Genomic DNA, 25,768 nt, shown 5'->3' with positions numbered 1-25,768 from the left:
GCCCGTCATGCCCCCCAGGCCCTCACGCGCCCTCCGGCTCCTCGCGGTCGCGGCGGTCATCGCGCTGGTGCTGCCCGCGACCGACGCCCCGGCGCAGACCTGCAGCACGCCGTCCGCCGCGCGCGGTCTCGTCGCGACGAGCTACATGGACACGCAGCTCAACGGCGCGGACCTCGAGGACGCGAGCTTCTTCACGACCTCCGGCGGCATCCCGAACGTCTTCTTCCTGCTCGGGAACTCGACGTCGATGCGCCGCCTGCCCCCCAACGGCCCGTCCTCGTACCCCGGCCAGCGGCCGCCGCTGGTGAACCCGCTCGATCCCGTTCCCGCGCTCAGCGCCTTCAACGCGGACTGCGATGCCCTCACCGGCTGCCCGGTGATGGGCTGCGGAGACGATCCCGCCTCCGCCGCTTTTGCCGGGGAAGGCACGCTCATTCACTGGCTGCGCTCGCGTACGTTCCAGCCCGCTTGCGGCGCCTCGAGCGAGCCTGGAACGCTGGGCAACATCTACCAACCGTTGAAAGCGGACGGAACGCCGATGGACTACGCCGCGGCCTCCAAGGCCTGCCCGTATTACACGCAGGGCAGCTCCACCTCCGGGTCGATCGTGCCCGCGAACGACCCGAGCCACCCGGGCGGCTACGATCCCGACTTCTACTGCGGCAGCACCGGAGACAAGGTCGACTGTCCGAACACGAAGAACTTCTTCGACAGCGACCTGGTCTTCCACGACACGGTGGTGAACCCGCCCGCGAACTCCCCCGCGGACGGCTGGACCGCGCTGAGCCTCAACCCCGCGGCCCGCAAGAACGACACGATCCTGGCGATCGACAACTTCTGCTCGTCGCTGTACGGCAACAACGCGAACCAGGGGCTGCTCCTGAAGAAGGACATCTGCGCGTCGTGCCTGCGAAAGCGCGGCTTCCTGCTGGACGGCCGCGAGTTCAAGACCACCGTCGACGGGGTTCCGGATCAGAGCTACCCCTCGATCTTCTTCACCGGGAACTGGCTCAACTTCTACCCGCCGAAGTTCCTCATCGCCCGCAAGGTCCTGAAGGACTTCGTCATGGACAAGCTGAACGTGCGCATGGGCCTCGCGCACTTCGGCGACGTCGGGGCGGACCACACGTCGAACCAGTGGGTCGAGCTGAAGCCAGCGTGCGATCAGCCGGACGCGCAGTGGACGAGCAGCCGCAGCACGTTCATGTCCAGGGTGAACACCTTCCACTTCGACAGGGAGGTCCCGCTCGCGCGCGCCCTCCTGGACGTCGGCCAGTACTACCACACGCCCTCGCTGCAATGGTTCAACCTCCCGAACACCTGGAACGCCGCCACCGGCGGCTCGAACCAGACCATGTGCTACGCGTGCCAGGTCAGCTCGACGATCGTCCTCGTGGATCGCGCCCCCGGACCGAGCGACGGGAACAACCTGCCCGTGGGGACCGTGGAGGAGGGCGAGACGGAGACCACGTACGCGGGGTCCACCGACACCGGCATCCGCGCGAGCGCCACGGGTGGCGGCTCCGGCATCCCGCAGAGCCTGTGCCGCGAGTGCACGCGCTTCCCCGCCGAGAAGGACTGGCTCAACAACCCCATCCGCGTCTCCTGGTACCTGCACAACTTCGACCTTCGCCAGAACTCGGAGAACACGGAGGACTGCGCGGCGATGGGTGGGAAGCAGCTCCTCGACATCTACACCATCGGCCTCGGCGCGACCGGCGACGCCGCGACGATGCTCGAGTCCATGGCGAAGATGGGCGGCGGGCTCTTCAAGGCCGCCGACGACGCACCGACGCTCCGCGGGAAGCTCGACGAGGCGCTCGTGGCCATCAACCAGCGCTCCACCTCGTTCAGCGTCGCCACCGTCTCCACCCTCCAGACGACCTCGGGGCAGTCGGTGATCGTGCCGCGCTTCGAGCCGGCGTCGCCGGCCGAGCGGATGTGGAAGGGCCACCTGTTCCGGTACGAGCTCTACAGCGAGTTCATCAACGAGTGCAAGGAGACGGCGGACGGGTCGGGCGACGGAGACCTCGACTGCGACGGAAAGTGCTTGAGCGTGTTCCTCCAGGACGCCGATGGCGACTTCATCCAGGAGGACGGGACCGGCGCGTTCCGCAAGAACGACCCGGAGAACCGCGCGCCCTGCTACCAGGCAGCCGCGTGCAAGGACGTCGAGGGGAAGACCTGCGCCGTGGCCGGCACGGGCGCCGCGAAGGAGTACTGGGACGCGCAGACGGCGCTCCAGACGCCGAGCTGGCGGTCGCAGCGCAGGGTCTACACCGTCGTGGACGACTCCGGTCCGACCGAGGGGACGCCCGACGGCAAGATCGACGCTCGCGACACGGTCTTCCGCCTCGAGCCCACCGACGCGGTCGCCGACAAGCTGATCCCGTACCTCGCCCTCGAGGGCGGCGTTTGCGGCGACCTCGCGAGCCGCATCAGCGCCCGCGGCGACCCGGACACGGCCGCCGCGGTGGCGGGGACGACGCTCACGGCCCGCCGGTTCTGCGCGAAGACGCTCGTCCGCTACGTGCTCGGCGCCGACGTCTTCAACGACAACGAGTCCGAAGACCTGGGGGTCTGGCCGAAGGACGCGACGGACGCGGCGCAGGACACGCTCCCGAAGCGCAAGGTGATGCTGGGCGACATCTTCCACTCCGCGCCGGTGGTGGTCGATCCTCCCCTCCCTCCCGACGGCGTGCTGTGCCCGAACGGCCTCCACAACCAGTGCCTCACCTCGCTGTGGGAGACGCCCGTCCCCGACTACTCGAGCACCGAGGACGCCTACGCCGGGTACGCGAAGAGCGCCCCCTACAAGGACCGGCGCAAGGTCGTGCTCGTCGGGGCGAACGACGGGATGCTGCACGCGTTCGACGGCGGCGCGTGGGTCGCGGACGAGGACGATCCCACGACGAGCGGCATCGAAGAGGACAAGCCGCCGTTCAACGGCTACTTCACCCGGGGCACCGGCGCGGAGCTGTGGGGATTCGTGCCGCCGGATCTGCTCCCGAAGCTCGGCCTCCTCGTCGTCGGACACCAGCTGTTCGTGGACGGCTCCCCGATGGTGCGCGACGTCTGGGTGGACGGGACGTCGAACGGGATCGGGTCGGGCCACGCGGACGGGAAGAAGGAGAAGACCGAGTTCCACACCGTCGCCGTCGTCGCCGAGCGGCGCGGCGGCAGCCACTACTTCGCGCTGGATCTCAGCGACGCGACGAAGCTCCCGAGCGAGACGGGCCACCTGCCCCCGAAGTTCCTCTGGATCTACCCGCAGCCGGACGACGCGGAGTCGCTCGCGTTCGGCGCCACGTACGCCGACTTCCTGCCGAACGGCCCGCCCATCGGCCCGGTGCGGATCGAGTCGGACGGCACCTCCGACACCCTCTTCGGCGTCGCCCAGTCGGCGCTGACGATGGACGTGCCGAGCGACACGACCCCCAGCACGATGGTCTCGAAGCGGTACCACGAGCGCTGGGTGACCATGCTCTCCGGAGGGTTCGACCCGCAGTACGTGCGCGGGCGCGGGGTCCACATGGTGGACGTCTGGACCGGGCACGAGCTGTTCGACTTCGGCTATCCCACCGGGACGGTCGCCACGGACGATCCCCGCCGCGCGCTGAAGGCCCCCATCCCGGCGACCGTGGGGATGATCGTGTGGGGCAAGGAGATGCGCCGGACGCAGTCCTCCCCGAACCAGGGCTACTTCGACACCGCGACGTTCGGCGACGCGGCCGGTCAGCTCTGGGTGCTGCGGTTCAGCGACCCCGGCAGGCTGGATTCCGGCACGAAGAGGGTGACGAACTGGTACGGCGCCCGCGCGTTCGAGCTCCAGGGGTGCGCGAGCCAGCCCTTCTTCTACATCACCTCGAACGCCGCCATCCCGGGCGGGATCCTGCGCACGTACGCCGGCACGGGTGACCGGTACAACCTCCTCGACACGTTCGGCGGCAAGTGCGGCCCCGACAACATCCGGGCGTGCGCGCAGCGCGGGTGCTCCGTCACCGTGTCCAGCGCCTCCAACTACCTCTGGTCGACCGGGCTCGGAAAGGCGGAGGGCAGCACGACGCTGAACGCGTGCACGTCCTACTCCGCCGGCGCGAGCTCCACCGACCCGAGCGCCGCGGCGTGCACGCTGAGCGGCCAGGCCAACGTCGCGATCGACTGCACCGGAAACAACGACACGGTCAAGAACGTCCAGGTCACCTGCTCGGACTCGGCGAACGGCCTCGCCTGCACGCGCTCGGGCTCGAACGGCCTCCCGGTGAACCTCGACGAGGCCGCGACCCCCATCGAGCGCGACAACTGGTTCGTCTCGATCCGCGTGTTCGACGACAGCGGCGATCGCGCCATCTTCCGCACCGAGCAAGACGCGAAGGATTACGACGCCGCGCGCCTGACGCTCTCCGGCGTCGCCGACACGACCACCACGCTCGTGAAGATCGACGGGAACCCGAGCACCACCAGCACCCCGACCTACGCGACCGGATCGAGCGACGGCTGGGCGCTCTACTACAACCACGGCGGCACGGTCACCGCGGACGATCACACGTACACGGTCTCGCGCTACGACGAGCGCACCTCCTCGACGACCGCCATCTACCGGTGGCTCTCCTGGAAGACCATCCAGACCGCCACCAGCCCCATCGTCACGCGACGGAATGGCAGCAGCTGCCGGACGGCGAAGTGCACGGCCGAGAACCGGCGCGTCGCCTACCACTACGTGGTGGATCCGGTGAAGGGGAGCCCGGTGCTCGAGGAGGGCGGCACCAAGGTGTTCGCGCGCGCGCAGAACACGCTCGTGCCGACCATGGGCGACCAGCCCACCGTGTTCGTGAACCAGAAGGGCCAGGTCCAGGTGGGCCTGACCTCCGTGAACCCGGAGAAGGGCGCGTCGAACGTCCCGACCGCGGTGAGCCGTGACCCGGTCCCGAGCTACGGCGTCATCCAGATCTCGAAGGATCTGCACGACTGCAGGCACAAGGACACCGCACCGACGTCCTGCAAGTGAGCCCGCCGGGTTCGCCCGCTCGCCCCTCGACGGATCGGGGCGAGCGGATCAGGGGCCGCCGCTCGCGTGAGCCTGGGGGACGAACGCGCGCGCCCGGCCCGGCGAAGCGGGCACGGCCATCAGTCCCGCCCGATCCCGAACTTGGCGAGCCGGTAGCGCAGCGACCGGAACGTGAGGCTCAGCAGGCGCGCCGCCTCGGTCTTGACGCCGCCGGCGCGCGCGAGCGCCTGCTCGAGCAGGTTGCGCTCGATCGCGTCGAGGTGGGCCTGGAGGTCCATGCCGACGTCGGGGAGCTGGAGCTGGGCCTCCGGGAGCGCCGCGGCGCGGCCCCGCAGGGCGGGCGGCAGCACCGCCGGCTCGACGATCTCGGTGCCGCCTGAGAGCGTCACCGCGCGCTCCACCACGTTCGCGAGCTCGCGCACGTTGCCGGGCCACTCGTGCGCCAGCAGCGCGCCCTCCGCCTCGGGCGCGAGGCGCGGCACCGGCCGGCCGGCCTCGGCGGCGAAGCGCTCCAGGAAGTGCTCGAGGAAGAGCGGGACGTCCTCCTTGCGCTCGCGCAGCGGCGGGACCCGGATCTGGATGACGTTCAGCCGGTAGTAGAGGTCCTCGCGGAAGCGCCCGAGCCGGACCTCGTCACCGAGGTCGCGGTTCGTGGCGGCGACGATCCGCGCTCCCACGGCGAGGTCGCTCTGCCCTCCCACGCGCCGGACGCGCCGCTCCTGGAGCACGCGCAGGAGCTTCACTTGGAGATGCGGCGGCAGCTCGCCCACCTCGTCGAGGAAGAGCGTCCCGGTGCCCGCCACCTCGAACAGGCCGGCCTTGGCGCCGACGGCGCCGGTGAAGCTCCCCTTCTCGTGGCCGAAGAGCTCGCTCTCGAGGAGGCCCTCCGGGATGGCGCCGCAGTTGATGGCCACGAACGGGCGATCGGGCCCGGCGCCCCGGTGGATGGCGCGCGCCACCACCTCCTTGCCCGTCCCGCTCTCGCCCATGACGAGGATGGTCGAGCGCGAGCGCGCCACCTTCTCCACGAGCGAGCGCACCTCCTCCATCCCCGGCGAGCGGCCGAGCAGCTCCGGCTCCTCGCCGGCCGCGCCCGCGCGGTGGCGCAGCGCGCGGTTCTCGGCGACGAGCGCGCGCCGCTCGAGCGCCTTCGCGACCACGAGCTTCAGCTCGTCCAGCTTGAAGGGCTTCAGGACGTAGTCGTACGCCCCGAGCTTCATCGCCTGGATCGCGTTCTCGGCGGTCGCGAACGCGGTGATGATGACGACCTCCGTCGCGGGGGAGTGCGTCTTCACCGCCGCGAGCACGTCCATGCCGGAGCCCGAGCCCAGGCGGAGGTCGGTCACGACGAGATCGAGCTCGCCCTGCGCCGCGCGCGCCACCGCCGCCGGCGCGTCGGCCGCGAGGTGCACCTCGTGACCCTGCTTGCGGAGCAGGATCTCGAGCATGTCGCGCATGGACGACTCGTCGTCTACGACCAGGATCGAGGCCACGCGCGCATCCTAACCCGGGACCGGCGCCGCGCCCTCCTCCGCGCCCGCGCGCGGGAGCTGCACGACGAAGCGCGTCCCTCGACCGGGAGACGACTCGACCGCGACGCTGCCGTGGTGCGCGTCGACGACCCGCTGCACGGTGGGCAGCCCGAGCCCCGTGCCGTTCTGCTTGGTCGTGAAGAACGGGAGGAAGATGCGCGGGAGATCGGCGGCCGGGATGCCGGGCCCGTCGTCCTCGACCACGATGCGCGCGCCGCGCGCGTCCGGGCGGCACGCCACGCGCACGCGGCCCGCTCGGCCCTCCCGCGCCGCCGCCTGGGCGGCGTTCACGACCAGGTTCCAGAACACCTGGCGCGTCTGGTCCGGATCGCAGGCGATGGACACCGGCGTGAGGTCCCGCTCCACGCGCACCCGCGCGGCCGCGGGATCGTTCGCGAACACCTGCAGCGCCTCGTCGAGGAGCACGGAGAGATCGGTCGGGACGCGCCGGAGCGGCGCCGGCCGCGTGTACTCGAGCAGATCGGTGACGAGCCCGTTCAGCCGGGAGGCCTCGCGCAGCACGATGTCCATGAGCCGCCGGTCGTCGGGAGGGAGCGAGGCGTTCGACTGCAGCAGCTCCAGCGAGCCCGCCATCGCGGCGAGGGGGTTGCGCAGCTCGTGCGCGAGCCCGGCCGCGACGCGCCCGAGATCGGCGAGGCGGCGGCTGCGCTGCATCGCGTCCTCGAGCTCTCGCAGCGCCGTGAGGTCCTGGAAGATGACCGCGCTCCCGATGGGCGATCCGCCGGGGCCGCGCAGGGGGAACGCCGAGTACCCGAGCCGGAGCTTCCGTCCGCCGGGCGCCTCCCACTCCTCCTCCCCGCGCGGCGTCGCCTCGCGGAACGCCCCGAAGCGCTCCGCCGTCGGCCGCCCGCGCACCTCCGCGAGGCGCAGGCCGGTGAGCTGCTCGCCGGCGGGGTTCAGGTACGTGACCCGGCCGGAGAGGTCCACGGTGAGGAGGCCGCTCGTGAGCGAGGCGACGATGGACTCGTGCAGCGCCGTGATCTCCGCGAGCGCGCCCTCCTGCGCCGCGAGCCGCTCGCCGGCGGACCGGAGCTGCTCGGCGAGGTAGGAGGAGAGCACGGCCACCGCGAGGAAGGAGGCCGCGTGCACGAGCAGCGTGGCCCGCGAGACGTCCCCCCCCTGGGGATCGACGCGCACCGCGAGGAGCAGGTACGCCGGGACGGCGAGCGCGGCGGCGACGATCGCGCCGCGGCGGAACAGCAGGATGCTGCCGTTGACGATCCCGATGGAGAACAGGACCACGAACACCGACGCCGAGTAGCCGGTGACGGCCACGACGGCGCCGGCGAACAGCACGTCCAGCACGACCTGGGCGTACGCGAGCGACACCAGCCCGCGCCGGCCGCGCAGCGCGAGCGCGGTGGCGAGCGCGACGAGGTAGGTCGCGCCCACGGCGGCGTACACGGGCAGCAGGTCGCGCTCGACGGTCGCGCCGAGCTCGAGGTTCACGAGGACCGTGCCCGCGAGGAGCACCGTCACCGTCACCACCCGGAAGACCGTCAGCCAGCGCAGCTTGCGCTGCAGGCCGTCGTGCAGCGGCGGCGCCGACGGCTCCGCCGCGAGGGCGGCGGCGGAGGCGGGGGCGAGCACCGGCGGCTCCACGGATCAGTGGATGTTGCCGGCGATGCTGAAGATCGGGAGGTACATCGCGACGAGGAAGCCGCCGACCATGCCGCCCAGGAACACCATCATGACCGGCTCGATCATGGCGGTGAGGCCGGCGACGGCGACGTCCACCTCGTCGTCGTAGAAGTCGGCGATCTTGTTGAGCATGGCGTCCATCGCGCCGGTGGCCTCGCCGACGCCGATCATCTGCACGACCATCGGCGGGAAGACCTGCGTCTCGGCGAGCGGACCGGCGATGGTCTTGCCCTCCGAGATCTTGGCGCGGACGTACATGACGCCCTTCTCGATGATCTTGTTGCCCGCGGAGCGCGCGACGATCTGGAGCGCGTCGAGGATGGGGACGCCGGAGGAGAGCATCGTGCCGAGCGTGCGGGTGAAGCGGGCGACGGCCACCTTGCGCACGAGCGAGCCGAACAGCGGCATCTTCAGCACGAAGGCGTGCCACTTCTCCAGGCCGCGCGGGTTGCTCGTGAACACCTTGAAGGCGATGACGAGGACCGTCGGCACGGCGACGTACCAGTACCAGTAGTCGCGCAGCCCGTGCGACAGGTCGATGAGGAACTGCGTCGGCGCGGGCATCGCGCCGCCGAAGTCCTTGAACATCTTCTCGAACGTCGGCGTCACGAACGCGAGCAGCACGACGGTCACGCCCACGCCCACGGTGAGGACGATGGACGGGTAGACCATGGCGCTCTTCACGCGCCGCTTCAGCTTCTCGTTCTTCTCGATGTACGCCCCGAGCCGCTGGAGGATGGTGTCCAGGATGCCGCCGATCTCGCCGGCGCGCACGAGCTGCACGAAGAGGTCGTCGAAGGCCTTGGGGTGCTCGCCGAGCGCGTCGGCGAAGGTGGAGCCCGACTCCACGCGCACCTTCACCGCGGTGAGGACCTTCTTGAAGGCGGGGTTGTCCGACTGCGTGGCGAGGATGTCGAGGGCCTGCACCAGCGGCAGGCCGGCGTCGATCATCACCGAGAACTGGCGGGTGAAGACGAGGATGTCCTTCGTCTTCACGCTCGGGCCGAGGCCGGGGATGACGATGTCCTTCGGCTTCCTCCGGACCTTCGTCGGCTCGAGCCCCATCTGCCGGAGCCGGGCCTCGACCGCCGCCGCGTCTCCGGCCTCCATCTCGCCGGACTTGATCTCCCCCTGCTTGGTCTTGGCCGACCACTTCCAGACCGGCGCCTCCTTCGGCGCGGGCGCGGCCTTCGTCTTCGCGTTCGCGGCTGCGGCCTGGGCCATGAGCTCCTCGCGGGTGCCGGGCGATCCTAGCCGAGGGTCGCCCGCGGGTCGAAAACCTGGTTCAGCGGGACGGCGGCGCGGCGGGGCGCAGGGCCGCGCCGCTCGAGAGCAGGTTCTTCAGCTCCTCGGGGTCCGGGGAGCGGCCCATCGCGTCCTCGAGCGTGATGAGCCGCCGGGAGAACGCCGCCGCGAGGCTCTGGTTGAAGGTCTGCATCCCGAACTTGGCCTGGCCGACCTGCATCTGCGAGTACACCTGGTGGATCTTGTCCTCGCGGATCAGGTTCCGGATGGCGGGGTTCGGGACCATCACCTCGATGATGAGCACGCGCCCGGGACCGCCGGCCCGAGGCAGCAGGTTCTGGGTGAGCACGCCCTCGAGCACGAACGAGAGCTGCGCGCGCACCTGCGGCTGCTGGTAGGGCGGGAACACGTCCAGGATGCGGTTGATGGTCTGCACCGCGCTGTTCGTGTGCAGCGTCGCGAAGGCCAGGTGGCCGGTCTCGGAGATGACCAGCGCCGCCTCGATGGTCTCGAGGTCGCGCATCTCGCCCACGAGGACCACGTCGGGATCCTGGCGGAGGATGTACTTGAGCGCCTTCTTGAACGACTGGGTGTCGGCCCCGACCTCGCGCTGGTTCACCACGCAGTTCTTGTGCGGGTGGAGGTACTCGATCGGATCCTCGATCGTGATGATGTGCTCGTGCCGGTCCGTGTTGATCTTGTCGATGATCGACGCGAGCGTGGTCGACTTGCCGGAGCCGGTGGGGCCGGTCACGAGCACGAGGCCGCGCGGCTTCTTCGCGAGCTCGGTCACGATGGGCGGCAGCCCGAGCTCCTGAAAGGTCAGGATCTTGAACGGGATGGTGCGGAACGCGCCGGCCACGGCGCCGCGCTGCATGAAGATGTTCGCCCGGAAGCGCGAGAGCCCCTTCACGCCGAAGGAGAGGTCGAGCTCGCTCTCCTCCTCGAACTTGTGCTTCTGCGAGTCCGTCAGGATGGAGTAGCAGAGCTGCTTCGTCTCGACGGGCGTGAGCGGCGGCGTCTTGAGCGGCACGAGGGCGCCGTCGATGCGGAGCTGGGGCGGCGACCCGGTCGTCACGTGGAGGTCGGAGGCCCCCTTCTCGACCATCGCCTTGAGGAGCTGGTGCAGGTTCGCCAAATCTCGGTCCGCCTTCGTGCCTGCGAGGAGCCTAGAACTTGTCCGGCGCGGTGTTGCCCACCGCCTCGGAGAGCGTCGTCACGCCGAGCTTCACCTTGTTGAGGGCGCTCATGCGAAGGGTCTTGAAGCCCAGCCGGATCGCCTCCTGCTTGAGCTCGGCGGTCGAGCAGCCCTGGATGACGAGCTCCTTGAGGCCGTCCCAGAGCGGCATCACCTCGTACACCGCCACGCGGCCCTTGTAGCCGCGGTCGTTGCAGGTCTTGCAGCCGACCGGCTCGAAGGGCTGGAACGTCCCGAGCTCCTCCGGCCCGAAGCCCGCGTCGAGGAGCGCCTGCTCCTCGAGCTGCGCCGGCTTCTTGCACTCCGCGCACAGGCGGCGGCAGAGCCGCTGCGCCACGATGGCGTTGAGCGACGCCGTCACCAGGAACGGCTCGATGCCCATGTTGAGGAGGCGCGACACCGTCCCGGGCGCGTCGTTGGTGTGGAGGGTCGAGAGCACGAGGTGGCCGGTGAGCGCGGCCTTGACGCCGATCTCGGCGGTCTCGAAGTCGCGGATCTCTCCGACCATGATGATGTCGGGATCCTGGCGCAGGAAGCTGCGCAGCGCGGCCGCGAAGTTGAGGCCGATGTCCTCGTGCATCTGCACCTGGTTGATCCCGAAGAAGTTGAACTCGACGGGATCCTCGGCGGTGGAGATGTTCCAGGCGACCTCGTTCAGCTTGGAGAGCGCCGAGTAGAGCGTGGTGGTCTTGCCCGAGCCGGTGGGGCCGGTGACGAGGACCATCCCGTAGGGCCGGTCGATCGCCTCCAGGAAGTCCTTCAGCTGCTGCTCCTCGAAGCCCAGCTTCGTCATGTCGAGCTGGAGGTTCGACTTGTCGAGGAGGCGCATCACCACCTTCTCGCCGAAGAGCGTGGGGCAGACGGAGACTCGGAAGTCCATCTCCTTGCCCTTGCCGAGCTTCAGCTTGATTCGCCCGTCCTGCGGGAGGCGACGCTCGCTGATGTCCAGCTCGGACATGATCTTCAGGCGGGAGATGATGGCGCTCCTGAGCTTCATCGGCGGCTTCATCACCTCGTACAGCGTGCCGTCGATGCGGAAGCGGACGCGGAAGTCCTTCTCGTAGGGCTCGATGTGGATGTCGGAGGCGCCCTTCTTGATGGCGTCGAGCAGGATGAGGTTCACCAGCTTGACGACCGGCGCGTCCTCGGCGCTCTTCTCGAGATCGACGACGTTCATGTCGTCGGCCGCGGCCTCGATCACCGAGATCTCGCCGTCGTCGAACCCCGCCATCACCTCCTCGAGGTTCGGCCCCCTGTCCGCGTAGTACTTGTCGATGGCCTCCTTGATGGCCTGCTCGGACGCGACGACGACCTCGACGTTGTAGCCGGTGAGGAACTTGATGTCGTCGATGGCGAAGATGTTGGAGGGGTCGCTCATCGCGACGATGAGCGAGGCGCCGGCGCGGTTCACCGGCACCACCTGGTGCTTCTCTGCCGTCGACTTCGGGACGAGCTTCAGGACCTCGTCGTCGATGTCGAAGTCCTTGAGCGAGATCGCCGGGACGCCGTACTGCTTCGAGAGGAAGCTCGTGAGGTCGTGCTCGGCGATCGCGCCGGTCCGCACGAGCAGCGAGCCGATGCGGCCGCCCGTCTTGCGCTGCTCGTCCTGGGCCCTCTGCAGCTGCTGCAGGGAGATGAGGTTCTCCCGGACCAGGAGTTCGCCGAGCCGTCCAGACATGCGTGAGGGTCCCCGTGGTCGAGCGCGCGACAGGCCGCGAAGCCCGGCGAACTTAACAGGCCGCTCGCCGAGGGGTCAAGGAAGCGACCGCCCGTAAGTACGCGATTCGAGAGGGTAAATCGCGGACCCGGCCCTACATCGGCGCCTGCGCGAGGAGCTCCCGCGCGCGCGCGGCGTCCTCGGCGATCTGCGCCCGCAGCGCGTCGACCGACGCGAAGCGACGCTCGTCCCGCAACCGCGCGACGAAGGCGACGCGGATCCGCTCGCCGTAGAGATCCCGGCCCATGAAGTCGAACAGGTGCGCCTCGGCGGTGAGCGCGGCGTTCGCCTCGACCGTGGGCTTCACGCCCACGTTGCACACACCCTCGTGCAGGGCCGCGCCCTCGAGGCCCTGCGGCCCGGGCTGGCCGCCCAGCCAGGCGCGGACCGCGTACACCCCGTTCGCGGGGAGCAAAGCCGCCGTCTGCACGTTCGCGGTCGCGAACCCGAAGCCCCGCCCCCTCCCGGCGCCGCGCGCGACGATCCCGTCCACGTCGTGCGGCCGGGTGAGGAGCAGCGCGGCCGCCTCCACGTTCCCCTCGAGCAGGAACTCGCGCACCTTGGTGGACGAGACCACGAGCCCGTCGATGGTCACCGGCTCGACGACGTGCAGCCGGACGCCGTGGGCGGCGAGCAGCGGGCGCAGCGCGTCCACCCGTGCCCGCTCGTGCCCGGCGGTGAAGTCGTAGCCGACGACCACGTCCGAGCAGCCCAGCCCGCCGACGAGGTCCCGGGCGACGAACGCCGACGCGGGGGTCGCCGCGTACGGGAGGTCGAACGGCTGGAGGACCACCGCGTCGGCGCCGGCCGCGGCCAGCAGCTCCAGCTTCCGCGGCAGGGTCGCGAGCAGCGGCGGCGCGAGGCTCGGGCGGAGCACGCGCACCGGGTGCGGCTCGAAGGTGAGGACGGCCGCCGCGGCGCCGCGCGGGTGCGCGAGCGCCCGCGCGAGCGCGATGAGCCGCTGGTGGCCGAGGTGCACGCCGTCGAAGTTCCCGACGGCGACGGCACAGCCGCGCAGGCGACCCGCGGCGCGAGCCTCTTCGAGCGAGCGGTGGACGTCCATCGGGCCTACATAGGCCCCGCGCCCGGCCCCGTCAAACGGGCGCCGGCCCCGCCGGCGGCCGTCACAGGAAGCGCTTCGTGAACGCGCGCGGCAGGAGCTCGCCGAGCGTCGTGTCGAGCGTGCCGCCGCGGGCGCCCACGAGCCGGACCGGCAGCTCCGGCCCGGCGAACTCGGCGAGGGTCTGCAGGCACATCCCGCACGGCGGGGTCGGCTCGTCCGTCCCGCTCGCCACCGCGACCGCCTCGATGCGGCGCGCCCCCGCGGCGACGGCCGCGGCCACCGCCACGCGCTCGGCGCACACGGTGAGCCCGTAGCTCGCGTTCTCGATGTTGCACCCCGAGTGAACGGCCCCGCCCGCGCGCACGGCCGCGCCGACCCGGAACCGCGAGTACGGAGCGTACGCCCGCTTGCGCGCGGCGCGCGCGGCCCGCGCCAGCGCGGCGTCCGCGCTCCCCCTCCTCGGCGCCCGCGCTGTCATGGCGACACCCACTCGCATTGAGCTGCTGCGGCGCACGCTGCCTGCCTGCGCGGGGCAGACTCCTCCCTGTGCTGCTCGACGTGCCTTCCAGGCACGCCTGCGCTGCTCGGTCGTCGTGTGCCCCGCTCGGCGACGGCATCGAGCGCCTCGCGACGCTCAACGCAGGTGGGCGGCGCCATCACTCGTCCTGCAGGAAGCGCGCGATGGCGAGCTCGGAGGCGAGCGGCATGTCCACGAACTTCACGTGCGCCCCGAAGCGCTGTCCGTTCCGGGAGACCCGCAGCACCTCGCCGACCGCCTCGACCTCCTGCCTCGTTCCCGGGATGAGGAAGCGGACCTCGAGGCGGTTGCCCGAAGGCGGGTGCAGGCCGCCGAAGAACACGCCGCCGAGGCCGAGGTTGCCCTCGTGTGCCTCGAACGAGCCGCCCAGGGCGGCGTCGCGCACCAGCAGGTGGATGGGGATGCGCTCGCTGTCGCGGCGCTCGTCGTGCTCGCGCCCGGCGGGATCCGGGTCGGGGACGGCGTTCAACGGCAGGTCACGGTCGTCCATGCTCGGCCCTCCGTACCGCGAGGCTAGCAGCGCGGGGCCACCCTCTTCAACGAACCGCTCCGGGGAGGAACCCTTCCACGACCGCGGCCAGCCGGTCGCGGACCCGCCCGGCCGTCTCGGCCACCTCCTCGTGCGACAGGGGGCGGCGGGACAGGCCGGCGGCGAAGTTGGTGACCACGGAGAGGCCCGCCACCGGGACGCCCATGTGACGGGCGGCGATCACCTCCGGCACGGTGGACATGCCGACCAGATCGGCCCCGAGGAGCCGCAGCATGCGGATCTCGGCGGGGGTCTCGTAGGACGGGCCTGGCATGCAAGCGTACACCCCTCGACGGAGCGTCACGCCGGCGCGCGCGGCCGCCTCCTCGAGCAGGGCGCCCAGCCGAGCGTCGTAGGCCTCCGACAGGTCGGGGAAGCGCGGACCGAGCCGCTCGTCGTTCGCCCCCACGAGCGGATTCACCCCGGAGAGGTTCAGGTGGTCGACGATCCGGACGAGGTCACCCGGCGCGTACGTCGGGTTCACGCCGCCCGCGGCGTTGGTGACGAGCAGGAGCTTCACGCCGAGGGCGCACAGCACGCGCGCCCCGAAGGCGACCTCCTCGCCGCTCCACCCCTCGTATCCGTGTACCCGCCCCTGCATGGCGGCGACGGCCACCGTGCCCTCCGAGGTCACGAGCTCGCCGATCACGAGCCGCCCCACGTGCCCCGGGACGCGGGAGACGGGGAACGACGGGATCTCCTCGTACGGGATCGAGACGGCGCGCTCGAGCCGATCCACGAAGTCGCCGAGCCCCGAGCCGAGCACGAGGCCCGCCGCCGGCGCGAGGTCCGTCTTCCCGCGCACCCAGGCGAGCGCGTACGAGAGGCGCGTGGAGAGGTCGGCGCGATGGGGCATGACGTTCCCTCGGGACGGCGAGTCCTGGTTCGGGGTTCCACGAGCGGTCAGAGCCGCTCGAGCACCAGCGGCCGCTGGGCCGGCGCGACCGGCCCGATCCGGTACGCGCCGGCGAGCCGAGCGGTGACCCGCTCCCGGGACTCGCTGCCCTCTCCCGCGTGCACCGTGCAGAGCGGCTCACCCCGCTCGACCCGATCGCCGAGCTTCTTCGCCACGACGACGCCCACCGCCGGGTCGATCCGGTCCTCGACGCGCGCGCGGCCGGCCCCGAGCGCGACGGCGGCCAGCCCGATGGCCTCGGCGTCGAGCTCGGCGACGAACCCCGCCGCGGGCGAGGGGACGTCGTACCGCACGGGCGCGCGCGGCAGCCGCTCCGGATCGCGGAGCACGGCGGCGTCACCCCCCTGCGCGCGCACGATCTCCTCCAGCTTCGCGAGCCCCCGCCCGTCGGCGATGGCCGCCGCGACCCGCGCCCGGCCGGCGGCGAGGTCCGCCGCGGCGCCACCGAGCACGAGCATCTCGGCGGTGAGCTCCACGGTCACCTCGCGCAGGTCCTCGGGGCCGCCGCCGGAGAGGAGCGCCACCGTCTCCGCCACCTCGAGGGCGTTGCCGACGGCGCGGCCGAGCGGCTCGTCCATGCGCGTGAGGAGCGCCGAGACGCGCTTGCCCATCCGGCGCCCGATCCCCGCGAGCGTCGCCGCCAGCGTCCGCGCGTCGTCGAGCCGCTTCATGAACGCGCCGGAGCCGACCTTCACGTCGAGGACGAGCGCGTCGATCCCCTCCGCGAGCTTCTTCGACATGATCGACGCGGCGATGAGGGGGATCGACTCGACGGTCGCGGTGACGTCGCGCAGGGCGTAGAGCTTCCGGTCCGCCGGGGCGAGCCGCTCGGTCTGGCCGACGAGGCAGGCGCCCACGTCGCGGACGAGCTCGCGGAACCTCCCCACCGGCAGGTCCACGCGGAACCCCGGGATCGCCTCCAGCTTGTCGAGCGTCCCGCCGGTGTGGCCGAGGCCTCGCCCGGAGATCATGGGGACCTTGACGCCGCAGGCGGCGGCGAGCGGCGCGAGCGCGAGCGAGACCTTGTCGCCGACGCCTCCCGTGGAGTGCTTGTCGACCTTCGCGCCGGGGATGTCCGAGAGATCGAGCACGTCGCCCGAGCGCAGCATCGCCTCGGTGAGGGCGCGCACCTCGACCTCGTCCATGCCGCGGAAGAACACCGCCATGCAGAAGGCGGCCATCTGGTAGTCGGGGATCTCGCCCGTCGTGAAGCCGTCCACGAGCGCGGCGATCGCGGCGGGCGGGATGGCCCGTCCGTCGCGCTTGCGGTGGATGATCTCGTAGGCGCGCACGCGGTCACGCTCCCCGGGGGGTCACGCGAGCTGCTCCATGAGCTTGTCGTCGATCTCGAAGTTCGCGTGGACGCTCTGCACGTCCTCGAGATCCTCGAGCGCGTCCACCAGCTTCAGCACGGCGCGCGCCCGGTCGGGATCCGCGAGCCGCACCGTCTCCTTCGCGACGAAGGTGATGCGGCGCGCGCCGAGCTTCAGCGTCTTCTCGAGGGAGGCCGCCACCGCGTGGAGGTCGTTCGGGTGGGTGCGGACCTCGAACCCGTCCGCGCCGAGGCTCACGACGTCCTCCGCGCCGGCCTCGATGGCGGCCTCCGTCACCCGGTCCTCCGTGGGCCCGGGCCGCACCTCCACGACGCCGCGCTTCTCGAAGTTCCACGCCACCGCGCCCTCGGCGGCGAGGTTCCCTCCGCCCTTCGAGAACGAGGAGCGCACGTCGCCGGCGGTGCGGTTCCGGTTGTCCGTGAGGCACTCGACCATCATCGCCACGCCCGCCGGACCGTACCCCTCGTAGACCACCTCCTCGTAGGAGACGCCCTCGAGCTCGCCCGTTCCCTTCTTCACGGCGCGGGTGATGTTGTCCTGCGGCATGTTCGCCTCCTTCGCCGCGTCGATGGCGGCGCGGAGGCGCGGATTGCCGGCGGGGTCGCCTCCCCCCATGCGCGCGGCGACGGTGATCTCCTTGATGACCTTGGAGAAGAGCTTGCCCTTGGCCGCGCCCTGCGCCTCCTTCTTGCGCTTGATCTTGGACCATCGGTTGTGGCCGGACATGCAGGACGCTCCCTCGGCGGCCCCGCGCCCAGCGGGCGGGGATCTCACCGGAGGTAGCACGCGCTCCCCGGCGTCTTCAAGCGAACGGGGGGGGCCAGCGCCCGGGGGCCGGCTCGCCCGCCCTCACCACAGGATGGAGTCCACCATCTCGTCGACCATGTCGCCGAGCCGGTCGATGCCGTGCGACTTCGAGAGGAACCCGTCCGCGCCGGCCTGCTCGGAGATCTCCTCCAGCTCGTCGTCGGGCTTCGAGCTGAACAGGATGATGGGGATCTTCTCCGTGTGGAAGTCCTGCTTCAGGACCCGGACGATGTCCTTGCCCGAGATGTCCGGCATCATGAGGTCCGTCAGGATGATCTCCGGCTGGAACCCCTCGAGCTGGGCCTGGAACTCCAGGAGGTTGGAGGCGATGGCCACCTTGTAGCCCCGGTCCTCGAGGACGGCCTTCTCCATCTCGAGCGTGATCGTCGAGTCGTCGAGGAGCAGGATGCGCTTCTTCTCGGCCATCGATCTCCTCACAGCGCGGCGAGCGCGTACTGCGCGGCGCGCACGAACGCGGCGCCGTCCTCGGGGACGTCGGGATAGTAGCCCAGGAACGCCTGCCGCTTCCCCTCCGGCCACCGCGCGTGCGCGGTGAGCGCGTTGCGGTACGCGAGCCGCGCCCGCTCCGGATCGCGCTGCGCCTCGCGGCAGCGCCCGAGCCAGTAGTGGGCGAGGGCGAGGTCCGGGTCGAGGAAGAGCGCGCGGGAGAGCTCGAGCGCGGCGGGCTCCGTGTCGCCCTCGGCCAGCAGGTGGATCCCGAAGAACAGGTGCGCCTCGGCGCTCAGCGGCTCGAGCTGCAGCGCCGCCACGTAGCACTCCCGGGCGCGGTCGGTCTGCCGGAGGATCCCGTACAGGTTCGCGAGGGTGAGCCGCACGGCGAGGTCCTCGCCGCCCTTCTCGAGGAGCCGCTCGAGCAGCTCGCGCGCGGCGCCGAACCGCCCCTCCGCGAAGAGCGCCACCGCGGCGTCGAGGTACTCCTGGGGCGCGAGCGGCGGCTGGGCCGCGGGGATGGGCGCGGGGGTGGGGAGCCGCGGCGGCGCCGCGGGCGCCACGGGCACGTGCCGCACGGTCGGCGGCGCCGAGGGGACCGGCACCACCGGGCGGATCGGGCGCGGGGCCGGGAGCGGCGTGCGCACGGTCTCCGGCCGCCGGTACAGGAACGCGCCGGCGACCTCGGTGAGCTCGAAGCCGTCGAAGATCCGGAACAGCGACTCGGAGTAGCCGAGGAACAGGTAGCCGCCCGGCGCGAGCGCGTGGTGGAACTGGGTGAGCACGCGCTGGGTGGTGGGGGTGTCGAAGTAGATGATGACGTTGCGGCAGAAGATGACGTCCCAGCCGCCCTCGGGGCGGGGCATCACGCCCGAGACCAGGTTGTGCGGGCGGATCGCCGCGATCATGCGGCGGAGGCTCGCGCGGACGTGGTAGCGGTCGTGCGGGTCGCGGTCGAAGTGGCGCTCGCGCAGCGGCGCCGGGATCTCCCGCGCCCGCCGCGCGTCGTACGCACCGCGCGCCGCGTGCGCGACCGCCTCCGGGTTCACGTCCGTGGCGAGCAGCTCGAGGTGCTCCGGCGCCGCGCCGAGGGACTCCGCGGTCATGGCGATGGAGTACGGCTCCTCGCCCGTCGCGCAGCCCGCGGACCAGATCGACACCCGCCGGCCGCCGCCGCTGGCGCGCGCGACGAGCTCCGGGAGCAGCGCCTCGAGGGCGCGGAACTGCCGCTCGTCTCGGAAGAAGCTCGTCTTCCCCACCGTCACGAGCGGGAGCAGCCGCCTCAGCTCCTCGTCGCCCTCCGCCGGCGAGCGCAGCAGCGCGAGGTACGCGCGCGCGTCCGGCACCGCCCCGCCGAGCTCGTCGAGCCGCGCGCCCACCGCGAGCCGCAGCGCGGAGTGGCCGTCCTGCCGCACGTGCAGCCCGACCCGCTCCTTGAGGAGCGCGGCGAGCTGGGACAGGTCGTCGGGCGTGATCGGCCTCACCGCGTCAGCTCCACGAGCGCGCGGGGGATCTCCTCGAGCGGCAGCACGCGATCCACCGCGTCCAGCTCGATGGCCGCGCGCGGCATGCCGAAGACGGCGCTCGTCGCCTCGTCCTGGGCGATGGTCGGGCCGCCGGCGGCGCGGATGGCTCGCAGCCCCTCGGCGCCGTCGCGCCCCATCCCGGTGAGGATGACGCCGCAGGCGCGCGCGCCGTAGTGCCGGGCCGCGGAGAGGAAGAGCGGCGTCACCGAGGGCTTGAAGGTCTCGACGGGCTCGGCGTCTGAGAGCCGGGCCACGCCGTCGGTCACCACGAGGTGGCGCCCGGACGGCGCGACGAGGATCCGCCCGGGGGCGAGCGGCTCCCTGTCGCGCGCCTCCCGGACGTCCAGGCGGGTCTCGGCGGACAGCCACGCCGCGAGCCCCTCGGTGAACCCGTCGGCGATGTGCTGCACCACCGCGATGGGCGCCGGGAAGGCCGGGGCGAGCCCGCGCAGGAGCGACACGAGCGCGCGCGGGCCGCCCAGCGAGGCCCCGACGACCACCAGATCCGCGCGCGCGGCGCGCCGCGGCGGCGGCGTGCCCTCCACGCGCAGGCCGCGCGGGTGGCGGATCACCTTCACGCCGGCGAGGAGCTTGAGCCTCGAGCGGAGCTGCCGTCCGTACACGTCGAGATCGGCCGTCGCCTGCGGCTTCTCCAGGATGTCGAGCGCGCCGAGCGAGAGCGCGCGGAACCCCGCCGCCTCGGAGGGGCTCGCCGTGAGGACGAGGATGGGGGTCGGCGTGTCCGCCATGATCCGCGCGATGCCCGCGTAGCCGTCGGCCTCGGGCATGTTGAGGTCCATGGTGATGACGTCGGGCCGGTGCTGGCGCGCCAGCGCCGCGGCTTCGTGCCCGTCGGCCGCGACGGCGACCACCTCGAAGCCCGGCGCGTCCGCGACGACCCCTGCGAGGAGCTCGCGGAACAGGGCGGAGTCGTCCGCGACCAGGACGCGGATCCGCCGGGGCTGTGCGTGGATCACGCGCCGACCCCGCACAGCCGCTCGAGGGTGGCGGCGAGGCTCTCCGCCTCGAGCTCCCCCTTGACGATGTACGCGTCCGCGCCCGCGTCGACGCCCCGGCGCCGCTCCTCGGGCGCGGAGAGCGAGGACATGATCACGATCGGGAGCTTCAGGAAGCGCGGCGTCGCCTTGACGCGGCGGGTGAGGTCGATCCCGTCGAGCACCGGCATCTGCACGTCGGTGACGAGGAGCTGGTAGCTGCCGGCCTGCAGCTTCCGCCAGCCGTCCTCGCCGTCCACGGCCTCCTCGACCTCGTGGCCGAGCGAGCGGAGCAGCGCGGCCTCGGCCTCGCGCGCGATGGCGCTGTCGTCGACGAGGAGCACGCGCAGCCTGCGCCGGTCGCGCCCGCGCGACATCGCCGGGGACGCGAGCCGCCGCGCCGCGGCGACGATGTCCGGGGTGGAGAGGAGCAGCGCCACCCGGCCGTCCTCGAGCGCCGCCGCCCCCGTGACGAAGCGCATCCCCTTTAGGAAGGCGCCGGGCGCCTTCACCGCGACCTCGCGCTCGCCGTGCAGGCCGTCCACGACGACGGCCGCGCCCTCGTTTCCGTGGATGACGTAGGCGACGAGCGGCCGCTTCGAGCGCGGACCGCCGTTGAGCGAGAGCAGCGGGCCGAGCGCCACGACGGGCAGGAGCCGTCCGCGGTAGCGCACGGCGCGGATGCCGGCGACCTCCGTGGCGTCCTTGGGATCGAGGCGGCCCACGCTGTCCACGTCCACCGCCGGGATGCCGTAGACGTCCTCGTCGATGCGGACGAGGAGGACCTTCATGAGCGAGAGCGACTGCGGCATGCGCAGCGTGAAGCGCGTGCCCTTGCCCGGCTCGGAGTCGACCGTGACGGAGCCGCCCAGCGCCGTGACGCGCTTGCGCACCACGTCCAGGCCGACGCCGCGCCCGCTCGTCTCGCCCGCCTGCTCGCGCGTCGAGAACCCGGGCATGAAGATGAGGTCGAGCGCCGACCGCGCCGACAGGCTCGCCGCCTGCTGCTCGCCGATGATCCCCTTGCGCAGGGCGGCGGCGCGGACCTTCGGGGCCTCGATGCCGCGGCCGTCGTCCTCGACGGTGACCGCGAGCAGGTCGCCGTCCACGCGCGCGGAGATCACGATCCTCCCGGCGCGCGGCTTGCCCGCCTGCGCGCGCTCGCCGGGCGCCTCCAGGCCGTGGTCGACCGAGTTGCGGACGAGGTGCACGAGCGGGTCGTTGAGGGAGAGCAGGATGGCCTTGTCGACCCCCGTCTCTCCGCCGCGCACCACGCACTCGACCTCCTTCCCCTGCTCGCGCGCCATGTCGCGGACCGCGAGGGGGAACGCGGCGAGCACGCCCGAGAGCGGGATGAGCCGCGCCTCCCCGATCCGCTCGGCGAGGCGCCCGAACTGGGCCTGCGACGAGGACGCCGCCTCGCTCTGCGCGCGCGAGAAGCGGAAGGTGTCGGAGCGGAGGAGGTGGACGTCCCCCTCGATCTGCTCGACGAGCCGGGCGGTGCGCGCGTCGCGCAGCCGCTCCGCGAGCGCGATCACGCGGTCGGAGAGCCGGCCCCAGCGCGCGAAGAGCGCGTTCAGGTCCCGCGAGCGCCGGATGGCCCGCTCGCCCTCCACCAGCACGTCCCCGGCGAGCGCGGCGATCTCGTCGAGCCGGTCCACGTCCACGCGGATGGAGGCGGCGGGCTTCTCGCCGCGCAGCTCCATGCGGGAGTCGGGGCGGGGGGCCTGCGGCGAGGGGGACGGGGGTGACGGCGCGGTCGCGGTCGAGGTCGAGGTCGCGGTCGGGGTCGGGGTCGGGGTCGAGGCCTTTCGACTTCGCTCCGCGGCTGTCGCCGCGTCGCCACGCTCAGGGTGACTGGCCTCGGGTGATCCGGCCGGTGTCGCGATCAATGCGCGCAGCGACTCCGTGAGCCTGCCCGCGGCGTCGCCGCCGTCCACCGGGGCGTCGAGCATGGGGACGAGCGCGCCGCACGCCTTGAGCAGCGCGTCCAGCCGCTCGCCGGGGCTCGCCTGCGGCAGCGCCTTGAGCAGGTCCTCCGCCGCGTGCACCACGCTGGAGATCCCGACGAAGCCCATCATGCGGGCCTCGCCCTTCAGCGTGTGCAGCTCGCGCGCGAGCTCGTCGAGCGCCTCGGGGGAGCCGGCGCCGCGCTCGAGCTCGAGCAGCGCGCTCGAGATCTTCTCCACCCGGTCCGCGGTGGTCTCGCGGAACCGGGGGAGGAGCTTCTTGCGGATCTCTTCGGAGACGCCCATGCGCGGCTCGCGGCGTGCCTTTCCGGGTCGGCCGGGCTACTCCACCTTGAAGCGCTTCACCAGCTCGGCGAGCCGCTCGGCGAGCTTCGTCAGCTCCGAGGCCGCCCCGGTCGCCTGCTTCGATCCCGCCTGCGCCTGCCGGGTGACCTCCTCGATCTCCGACATCGACTGCACCACCTGCTCGGTGGCGGTGCGCTGCTGCTGGGTGGCGAGGTGGATCACGCGGGCCGCGTCGCTCGTCTCCTGGATGCCGGAGAGGATCCCGGACACGCTCGACATCGCGTTGCCGCCCAGCTTCTCGCCCTCGGAGGCCTCGCGCTTGTTCCCGTCGGACGCCTCCTTGGCGGCGTGCGTCGCCTCGCGGATCTCGGTGATGAGGTTCTTGATCTCCTTCGTCGACTCGAGGACGTTCTCGGCGAGCCGGCGCATCTCGGCGGCGACGATCGAGAACCCGCGCCCCGCCTCGCCGGCCTTGGCTCCCTCGAGCGCCGCGTTGAGGGCGAGCAGGTCCGAGCGGTCGGCGATCTCGTCGATCACCTCGACCACCGTGCCGATCCGCTCGACGCGCTTCGACAGCTTCGCGATCGCGTCGTCCACCTCGACGGCGTTGTGGCGGACCTTCTCCATCGAGCCCATGAACGCCTTGATCGCCCCCTCCCCCTGGCGCGCGCCGGAGAGGGTCTGCTCCGCGATCGCCGCGACCATCTGGGCGTTCTCGGCGATCTGGTGCGACGCGCCCTTCAGCTCCTCCATGGTGGCGGTCGTCTCGTGGATCGCCGACGCCTGCGCGCTCGTGGAGGACTCGTTCTGCGTCGCCGCGGCGAGCACCTCCGCCGAGCTCGTGGAGAGCTGCAGCGCCGCCTCGCGCGTCTCGGTGACGAACTTCTTCAGCGTCTCCATCACCTGGCCGATGCCCGCGATGAGCGGCGTGAGCGCCGCGTCGATCGAGCCGGGGCGGAGCGAGCCGGAGAGGTCGCCCTGGATCACCAGGCGGATCATCGCCTCGATGGCCTCGTCGATCCCGGCGGTCACGATCTGCACGCGCTGCTGCGCCTGGCGGAGATCGGCGACGACGGCGCTCGCCGCGCCGTTCACCGCCTCCGCGATCGCGCGCAGCCCCGGATCGTCGATCGTCTCGGGATCGACCCTGCCGTCGTAGTTGCCCTCGGCGAACCCGCGGAGGACCACGGCGATGCGGGCCGCGTCCGAGCCGACGGCGCCGTTCCGCTTCTTCGCGGCGGTGCGGGGGGCCGCGACGCGGGCCTTGGGCTTCTGAGAGAGTTCGAACGGGTCGCGGGTGCTCATGGGCGGCTCCGGGGAGACGTCACGCGGTCGCGCCGGCGGCGCGCTCGCGGACGAGGGTGGGGAGATCGACGAGGAGGAGGGGGTCGCCCTCGAGCAGGACGAACCCGGTGACCGCGCCCGAGGCGAGACACGCGGCGGCGAACGCAGGCAGCGGGTGGACGAGCTCGTCGGGCACGCTGCGGGTTCCGAGCACCTGATCGACGACGAGCGTCCGCTCCATCGCGTCGTCGTGGCTCGCGACCACGATGCCGCGCAGGCGGCCCTGGGGGACGCCGAGGGCCGTCTCCAGCACGAGCTCGTCGGGAGACACGTCGCGGACGCTGCCGATGCGGATGGCGTCGTGCACGACGGCCGCGAACGTGCGCGCGCCGACCTGGAACAGGACGAGCTCGCTCGTCGGGCCGGTCACGCCAGGGCGCTCCCCGCGGGCACGGCGCGCGCCCGGGCCGTCTCGACGAGGCGCGGCAGGTCGAGGATGGCGACCGAGCCGAGGCGATCGCGCCCCACCGCGGAGAGGAACTCTGCGACGCCGCTCGACTCGGCCGGCGGCGGCTCGAGCTGGCGACGCGGGATCGAGACCAGCCCCTCCACGGCGTCGCTCACCACCGCCACCTTCCAGGGGCCGCAGTGGACGATCGCGGCGCGCGTGCTCGGGCGCAGCGGGACCGTTCCCTGCCCGACGAGCTGCGCCACGTCCAGCACCGGGAGCACCTCGCCGCGGTGCGTGAAGACGCCGGGCAGGAACGCGGGCGCCGCCGGCAGGCGCGTGAGGGGTCCGAGCCGGACGACCTCGGTGACGAGCGGTGCCTCGAACGCGTAGCGTCCGCCGAGCAGCTTCAGGCAGAAGAACCACGCCTCCGGCGCCGTCGGCTGCGCGCCGGTTCCGGGCTGCTGGGCTTCCTTCGGCTCGGGCATCGGGCGCGGATTATCCGCGAGCCCGGGACGCACGGGCAAGATCGGTGCTATTTTGTTCACCGCGAGAGGGGCGACGTGAAGGTTCTCATCTGCTGCGAGAGCGAGATCCTCCTACACCTGACCGGCATGGCGCTCGAGGCCGCCGGGCACCAGGTCGTGCTCCAGCGCGAGGCGCACGCGCTCGTCGCCGAGACCCCCGGGGCCGGAGCGCTGCTCGTGGACGCCGCTCGGGCGAAGCAGGCGCCTCCGCTGCTGCGCGATCGCGGCTTCGGCGGCCGCGCCCTGCTGGTCGGCGACGGCACTCCCGAGGAGCTGGCGCAGAAGGCGGCGGAGCTGAAGCTCGACGGGGCAGTCCCGGCCTCCCCTGCGGAAGAGCTGCCGCGCCGCTTCACCGCCGCGCTCGAGGCGCGCCGCCGGGTCCTCATCGTGGACGACTCCGAGATCGTCGCGCGGCTGCTCACGGAGGAGCTCGAGGCCAAGGGCTTCGAGATCCAGTACGCACCCGACGCCGAGAAGGCGACCTCGATCATCCTGAAACGTCAGACCCGCCCCGACCTCATCCTCCTCGACATCAACATGCCGAAGGTGGACGGCGCGCAGTTCTGCCGCTTCGTGAAGAAGAACGAGATGTTCCGCTCGATCAAGGTCGTCTTCTGCTCGGGCGTGGACAAGGAGCGGATCGAGAGGCTCGTCGCGGAGTGTGGCGCCGACGGCTACCTCCTGAAGGACGAGCTCCTCGGGAAGTGGATCGTCGACAACGCCTGCTGACCCCG

Annotated in this window: 20 protein-coding genes; 2 read left to right on the top strand and 18 right to left on the bottom strand. The window is 72.0% G+C overall.

The window, feature by feature from the left end; genetic code table 11:
- The first annotated feature begins 7 nt into the window (after window positions 1–7).
- Entirely contained in the window at window positions 8–5,008 is a 5,001-nt protein-coding gene (locus ANAE109_RS03450) for a hypothetical protein (protein ID WP_011984991.1), read from the top strand.
- A gap of 119 nt (window positions 5,009–5,127) precedes the next feature.
- Here the strand turns inward: ANAE109_RS03450 and ANAE109_RS03445 are convergent, their stop codons facing one another.
- The 18 genes from ANAE109_RS03445 to ANAE109_RS03360 form a co-directional block, all read right to left on the bottom strand.
- Window positions 5,128–6,501, bottom strand: coding sequence for a sigma-54 dependent transcriptional regulator (locus ANAE109_RS03445; protein WP_011984990.1), 1,374 nt, complete (start codon window positions 6,499–6,501; stop codon window positions 5,128–5,130).
- 9 nt (window positions 6,502–6,510) lie between these two features.
- The gene (locus ANAE109_RS03440; RefSeq protein ID WP_234945233.1) at window positions 6,511–8,163 is read right to left on the bottom strand and encodes a nitrogen regulation protein NR(II); all 1,653 of its coding nucleotides are present in this window, start codon (window positions 8,161–8,163) and stop codon (window positions 6,511–6,513) included.
- Window positions 8,164–8,166: 3 nt separating this feature from the next.
- Window positions 8,167–9,426, bottom strand: a complete 1,260-nt coding sequence (locus ANAE109_RS03435; protein ID WP_011984988.1) for a type II secretion system F family protein — start codon at window positions 9,424–9,426, stop codon at window positions 8,167–8,169.
- Between the two features lie 61 nt (window positions 9,427–9,487).
- Window positions 9,488–10,585, bottom strand: coding sequence for a type IV pilus twitching motility protein PilT (locus tag ANAE109_RS03430; protein ID WP_011984987.1), 1,098 nt, complete (start codon window positions 10,583–10,585; stop codon window positions 9,488–9,490).
- A gap of 31 nt (window positions 10,586–10,616) precedes the next feature.
- On the bottom strand, window positions 10,617–12,323 hold the full coding sequence (pilB, locus tag ANAE109_RS03425; RefSeq protein ID WP_011984986.1) for a type IV-A pilus assembly ATPase PilB: 1,707 nt from the start codon (window positions 12,321–12,323) through the stop codon (window positions 10,617–10,619).
- A gap of 133 nt (window positions 12,324–12,456) precedes the next feature.
- The gene (ribF, locus tag ANAE109_RS03420) at window positions 12,457–13,425 is read right to left on the bottom strand and encodes a riboflavin biosynthesis protein RibF (RefSeq protein WP_011984985.1); all 969 of its coding nucleotides are present in this window, start codon (window positions 13,423–13,425) and stop codon (window positions 12,457–12,459) included.
- Between the two features lie 61 nt (window positions 13,426–13,486).
- On the bottom strand, window positions 13,487–13,903 hold the full coding sequence (locus ANAE109_RS03415) for a cytidine deaminase (RefSeq protein WP_011984984.1): 417 nt from the start codon (window positions 13,901–13,903) through the stop codon (window positions 13,487–13,489).
- Window positions 13,904–14,081: 178 nt separating this feature from the next.
- Window positions 14,082–14,453: a PilZ domain-containing protein gene (locus ANAE109_RS03410; RefSeq protein WP_011984983.1), complete on the bottom strand. Its 372-nt coding sequence runs from the start codon at window positions 14,451–14,453 to the stop codon at window positions 14,082–14,084.
- Between the two features lie 46 nt (window positions 14,454–14,499).
- A complete protein-coding gene (locus tag ANAE109_RS03405) occupies window positions 14,500–15,348 on the bottom strand; it encodes a purine-nucleoside phosphorylase (protein ID WP_011984982.1) in 849 nt (282 codons plus the stop codon).
- Window positions 15,349–15,395: 47 nt separating this feature from the next.
- Window positions 15,396–16,700 (bottom strand): thymidine phosphorylase, encoded by a 1,305-nt coding sequence (locus tag ANAE109_RS03400; RefSeq protein ID WP_011984981.1) that lies wholly within the window; start codon window positions 16,698–16,700, stop codon window positions 15,396–15,398.
- Between the two features lie 21 nt (window positions 16,701–16,721).
- Window positions 16,722–17,468, bottom strand: coding sequence for a YebC/PmpR family DNA-binding transcriptional regulator (locus ANAE109_RS03395; protein ID WP_011984980.1), 747 nt, complete (start codon window positions 17,466–17,468; stop codon window positions 16,722–16,724).
- A 123-nt stretch (window positions 17,469–17,591) separates the two neighbouring features.
- Window positions 17,592–17,975 carry a PleD family two-component system response regulator gene (locus tag ANAE109_RS03390; protein ID WP_011984979.1) on the bottom strand — a complete coding sequence of 128 codons (384 nt, stop codon included), beginning with the start codon at window positions 17,973–17,975 and terminating at the stop codon, window positions 17,592–17,594.
- Window positions 17,976–17,983: 8 nt separating this feature from the next.
- Entirely contained in the window at window positions 17,984–19,483 is a 1,500-nt protein-coding gene (locus ANAE109_RS03385) for a CheR family methyltransferase (RefSeq protein ID WP_011984978.1), read from the bottom strand.
- On the bottom strand, window positions 19,480–20,502 hold the full coding sequence (gene cheB, locus ANAE109_RS03380) for a chemotaxis-specific protein-glutamate methyltransferase CheB (protein ID WP_011984977.1): 1,023 nt from the start codon (window positions 20,500–20,502) through the stop codon (window positions 19,480–19,482). The genes ANAE109_RS03385 and cheB overlap by 4 nt, the downstream gene beginning before the upstream one ends.
- Complete coding sequence (locus ANAE109_RS03375; protein WP_011984976.1) at window positions 20,499–22,775, bottom strand: hybrid sensor histidine kinase/response regulator; 2,277 nt, start codon at window positions 22,773–22,775, stop codon at window positions 20,499–20,501. Before ANAE109_RS03375 ends, cheB begins: the two co-directional genes overlap by 4 nt.
- Before the next feature lie 36 nt (window positions 22,776–22,811).
- Window positions 22,812–24,080, bottom strand: a complete 1,269-nt coding sequence (locus ANAE109_RS03370; RefSeq protein ID WP_011984975.1) for a methyl-accepting chemotaxis protein — start codon at window positions 24,078–24,080, stop codon at window positions 22,812–22,814.
- Between the two features lie 19 nt (window positions 24,081–24,099).
- Window positions 24,100–24,489: a chemotaxis protein CheW gene (locus tag ANAE109_RS03365; protein ID WP_011984974.1), complete on the bottom strand. Its 390-nt coding sequence runs from the start codon at window positions 24,487–24,489 to the stop codon at window positions 24,100–24,102.
- A complete protein-coding gene (locus tag ANAE109_RS03360) occupies window positions 24,486–24,995 on the bottom strand; it encodes a chemotaxis protein CheW (RefSeq protein ID WP_011984973.1) in 510 nt (169 codons plus the stop codon). The genes ANAE109_RS03365 and ANAE109_RS03360 overlap by 4 nt, the downstream gene beginning before the upstream one ends.
- 75 nt (window positions 24,996–25,070) lie before the next feature.
- Between ANAE109_RS03360 and ANAE109_RS03355 the strand changes: the two genes are divergently transcribed.
- Window positions 25,071–25,763: a response regulator gene (locus ANAE109_RS03355; RefSeq protein ID WP_011984972.1), complete on the top strand. Its 693-nt coding sequence runs from the start codon at window positions 25,071–25,073 to the stop codon at window positions 25,761–25,763.
- Window positions 25,764–25,768 lie beyond the last annotated feature (5 nt).

The sequence above is a fragment of the Anaeromyxobacter sp. Fw109-5 genome, assembly GCF_000017505.1.
Taxonomy (GTDB): Bacteria; Myxococcota; Myxococcia; order Myxococcales; family Anaeromyxobacteraceae; genus Anaeromyxobacter.
This window is presented reverse-complemented; position numbering and strand designations above follow the sequence as displayed.

What these genes read in the sequence shown, in the direction of transcription:
- ANAE109_RS03450 (WP_011984991.1), top strand. Translation starts at nt 8, where the DNA reads ATGCCCCCCAGGCCCTCACGCGCCCTCCGGCTCCTCGCGGTCGCGGCG.
- ANAE109_RS03435 (WP_011984988.1), bottom strand. Translation starts at nt 9,426, where the DNA reads ATGGCCCAGGCCGCAGCCGCGAACGCGAAGACGAAGGCCGCGCCCGCG.
- pilB (WP_011984986.1), bottom strand. Translation starts at nt 12,323, where the DNA reads ATGTCTGGACGGCTCGGCGAACTCCTGGTCCGGGAGAACCTCATCTCC.
- ribF (WP_011984985.1), bottom strand. Translation starts at nt 13,425, where the DNA reads ATGGACGTCCACCGCTCGCTCGAAGAGGCTCGCGCCGCGGGTCGCCTG.
- ANAE109_RS03415 (WP_011984984.1), bottom strand. Translation starts at nt 13,903, where the DNA reads ATGACAGCGCGGGCGCCGAGGAGGGGGAGCGCGGACGCCGCGCTGGCG.
- ANAE109_RS03410 (WP_011984983.1), bottom strand. Translation starts at nt 14,453, where the DNA reads ATGGACGACCGTGACCTGCCGTTGAACGCCGTCCCCGACCCGGATCCC.
- ANAE109_RS03405 (WP_011984982.1), bottom strand. Translation starts at nt 15,348, where the DNA reads ATGCCCCATCGCGCCGACCTCTCCACGCGCCTCTCGTACGCGCTCGCC.
- ANAE109_RS03395 (WP_011984980.1), bottom strand. Translation starts at nt 17,468, where the DNA reads ATGTCCGGCCACAACCGATGGTCCAAGATCAAGCGCAAGAAGGAGGCG.
- ANAE109_RS03390 (WP_011984979.1), bottom strand. Translation starts at nt 17,975, where the DNA reads ATGGCCGAGAAGAAGCGCATCCTGCTCCTCGACGACTCGACGATCACG.
- ANAE109_RS03375 (WP_011984976.1), bottom strand. Translation starts at nt 22,775, where the DNA reads ATGGGCGTCTCCGAAGAGATCCGCAAGAAGCTCCTCCCCCGGTTCCGC.
- ANAE109_RS03370 (WP_011984975.1), bottom strand. Translation starts at nt 24,080, where the DNA reads ATGAGCACCCGCGACCCGTTCGAACTCTCTCAGAAGCCCAAGGCCCGC.
- ANAE109_RS03360 (WP_011984973.1), bottom strand. Translation starts at nt 24,995, where the DNA reads ATGCCCGAGCCGAAGGAAGCCCAGCAGCCCGGAACCGGCGCGCAGCCG.